Origin of the sequence: Mesorhizobium sp. M8A.F.Ca.ET.021.01.1.1 (assembly GCF_003998025.1) — a bacterium.
GTDB lineage: Bacteria > Pseudomonadota > Alphaproteobacteria > Rhizobiales > Rhizobiaceae > Mesorhizobium.
This window is the reverse complement of record NZ_RZSJ01000732.1, coordinates 1-2637: the sequence shown is the minus strand read 5'-3', so window position 1 is coordinate 2637 and position 2637 is coordinate 1. Positions and strand designations below refer to the sequence as shown.

Annotated in this window: 3 protein-coding genes; 1 reads left to right on the top strand and 2 read right to left on the bottom strand. The window is 63.5% G+C overall.

Annotated elements, in window-relative coordinates:
- Positions 1 to 447, bottom strand: a 447-nt coding sequence (upp, locus tag EOA36_RS33010) for a uracil phosphoribosyltransferase (RefSeq protein WP_127280963.1), incomplete at its 3' end; no start/stop codon positions are given.
- A 149-nt stretch (positions 448 to 596) separates the two neighbouring features.
- Complete coding sequence (locus EOA36_RS33005) at positions 597 to 1571, bottom strand: adenosine deaminase (RefSeq protein ID WP_127280962.1); 975 nt, start codon at positions 1569 to 1571, stop codon at positions 597 to 599.
- Positions 1572 to 1705: 134 nt separating this feature from the next.
- Here EOA36_RS33005 and ubiE point away from each other — a divergent pair, with 134 nt between their 5' ends.
- Positions 1706 to 2482: a bifunctional demethylmenaquinone methyltransferase/2-methoxy-6-polyprenyl-1,4-benzoquinol methylase UbiE gene (gene ubiE, locus EOA36_RS33000; protein WP_127280961.1), complete on the top strand. Its 777-nt coding sequence runs from the start codon at positions 1706 to 1708 to the stop codon at positions 2480 to 2482.
- Positions 2483 to 2637: the final 155 nt, after the last annotated feature.

The following is a 2637-nucleotide window of genomic DNA, read 5'->3' as shown; positions in this document are numbered from 1 at the left end:
CCCCTTCAGCTTATCGATCGCCGCGATCGCCGAATTGGCGGTCGCCAGCATTGGGTCCACGACGATCACCAGTCGGTCGGCGAGATCGCTCGGCGCCTTGAAGAAATATTCCACCGCCTCCAGTGTTTCGTGATCGCGGTAGAGGCCGATATGCGCGACACGTGCCGCCGGCACCAGGTCGAGCAGACCTTCGAGCAGGCCGTTGCCGGCGCGCAGCACCGAGGCGAACACCAGCTTCTTGCCCTCCAGCGTCGGCGCTTCCATCTCCTCGATCGGGGTCTCGATGGTGGTGGTGGTCAGTTCGAGGTTGCGGGTCACCTCATAGCCGAGCAGCAGCGAAATCTCGCGCAGCAATCGCCGGAAGCCGGCGGTCGATGTCTCCTTCTTGCGCATGATGGTCAGCTTGTGCTGGACAAGCGGATGGTCGACGACGGTGACGCCCTTCATGATGTTCTCCTGATGCGGTGTCGCCCGAAACCGCGCGCATGGACCCTTTCGGACCTGTCGCGCTTCAAGCTGCTTGGGCGAACCCTAGCGGTATTGGACCGGCCAAGGAACCGCTTGGCCCGCATCGACCACAGCTTTGTCGGAAGAAATCAGCGAGCGGCGCTGTTCAGCCGGCCAAGAAGCGCTGCTTTGGTCTTGCGGTCGACGAAAGCCGCCTCGATAGCCGTCCTGGTGACCGCGGCGAGCGCTTTCTCATTCATCGCGAAATGCTCGGCGGCGATGTCGTATTCGCGCTTCAGCGAGGTCCAGAAATAGGGCGGGTCGTCGGAGTTGAGCGTCACCTTGCAGCCGGCCGCCTGCAGGGCCGGAAACGGATGATCGGCGAAACTGTCGAACACCTTGAGCGCGATGTTGGAACCGGGGCAGCACTCCAGCACGACGCCCTCGTCGGCGATGCGCCGGACAAGGTCGGGGTTTTCGATGGCGCGCACGCCATGGCCGATGCGCGATGGGCGGATATGGTCGAGTGCCGCCTGGACGGTCTCCCAGCCCGTCAGTTCGCCGGCATGGATGGTGATGCCGAGCCCCGCCTCGCGGGCGATCTCGAACGCCCTGACATAGTCTTCCATGTCGCCCATGCGCTCGTCGCCGGCGACGCCGAAGCCGGTGACCAGCGGATGGCCGCAGCGCGCCGCGAAGCGTGCCGCCCGCTCTATCGATTCAACGCCGACATGGCGCACGCCGGTGACGATCATGCGGCCCTCTATGCCGGTCTTGGCCTTGGCGCGCAGCATGCCTTCGCCGAGCGCGTCGGTGTAGGCCTTGGGTGACAGCCCGGCTTTCGTCGCGTGGTCCGGCGAGGTGAACACCTCGGAGTAGATTGCCCCGTCGCGGGCCAGGCTGGTCAGATAATGGTCGGCCAGCCGCGCATAATCCTCCTCGGTCCGGAACAGGTCGGCGGAAAAGTCGTAGGCCGCCAGAAAGGAGGTGAAATCGTGCCAGACGAAGGAACCGTTCTGGATATAAGGCGAGGTATCCTTGCCGTATTTCTGCGCCTGCCGGATGACGAGCTCGGGCGCCGCTGCCCCTTCAATGTGGCAGTGCAGTTCCGCTTTCAAAGGCATTCAAACATCCCGTCGGTCAGTCCAGGTCTTGAAAACCCACCACCTGGAAGCGCGGCTGAACACCGCGCCTTAAACAATAGCGCCCGCATCATCGATCGGCTATGGTCCCGCCGGTTTTATGACGGATCAAAAAAATGTCAGTTGAGAGAACCACGGCCGCCGGCGGCATGGAAACCTCCTATGGTTTCAAGCGTGTAGGGGAAGGCGAGAAGCAGTCCCTGGTCAACGATGTTTTCCACAAGGTCGCCAACCGCTACGACCTGATGAACGACCTGATGTCAGGCGGCCTGCACCGGCTGTGGAAGGACGCCATGGTCGCCTGGCTCAATCCGCCCAAGCGCGCCGGCTGGCGCGTGCTCGATGTTGCCGGCGGCACCGGCGACATCGCCTTCCGCATCGTCGATGCCAGCCATGGCCATGCGCATGCCACCGTGCTCGACATCAACGGCTCGATGCTCGCCGTCGGCCGCGACAGGGCTGAAAAGAAGAGATTGTCCGGCAACACCGACTTCGTCGAGGCCAACGCCGAGGAACTGCCGTTCCCTGACGCCAGTTTCGACGCCTACACCATCGCGTTCGGCATTCGCAACGTCCCGCATATCGACGTGGCCCTGGGTGAGGCGTTCCGTGTGCTGAAGCCCGGCGGCCGCCTCCTGTGCCTGGAGTTTTCGGAGGTCGAGATGCCGCTGCTCGACAAGGTCTACGAAGCCTGGTCGTTCAATGCCATTCCCAAGATCGGCAAGATGGTCACCGGCGACGGCGAGCCCTATTCCTATCTGGTCGAATCGATCGCGAAATTCCCCAATCAGCAAAACTTCGCGGCGATGATTTCCCGCGCCGGCTTCGAGCGCGTCTCCTTCCGCAACTATTCCGGCGGCATAGCGGCCCTGCATTCGGGCTGGAAGCTTTGAAGCCGTCGCCCATCTCCTGCACGCGACGCGCCTTGCGCCAGTTCGATGAACCGGTGGGGCGGACGCGGCCATGAGCACCGTCAGCGCGGGATTCCGGCTCATACGGGCCGGTTGGGTGCTGGTGCGCGAGGGCGTCGTCGCTGCTCTGCCCGGCG

Excerpts from the sequence above, each read along its gene's own strand:
- EOA36_RS33005 (WP_127280962.1), bottom strand. The coding sequence starts at position 1,571 with ATGCCTTTGAAAGCGGAACTGCACTGCCACATTGAAGGGGCAGCGGCG.
- ubiE (WP_127280961.1), top strand. The coding sequence starts at position 1,706 with ATGTCAGTTGAGAGAACCACGGCCGCCGGCGGCATGGAAACCTCCTAT.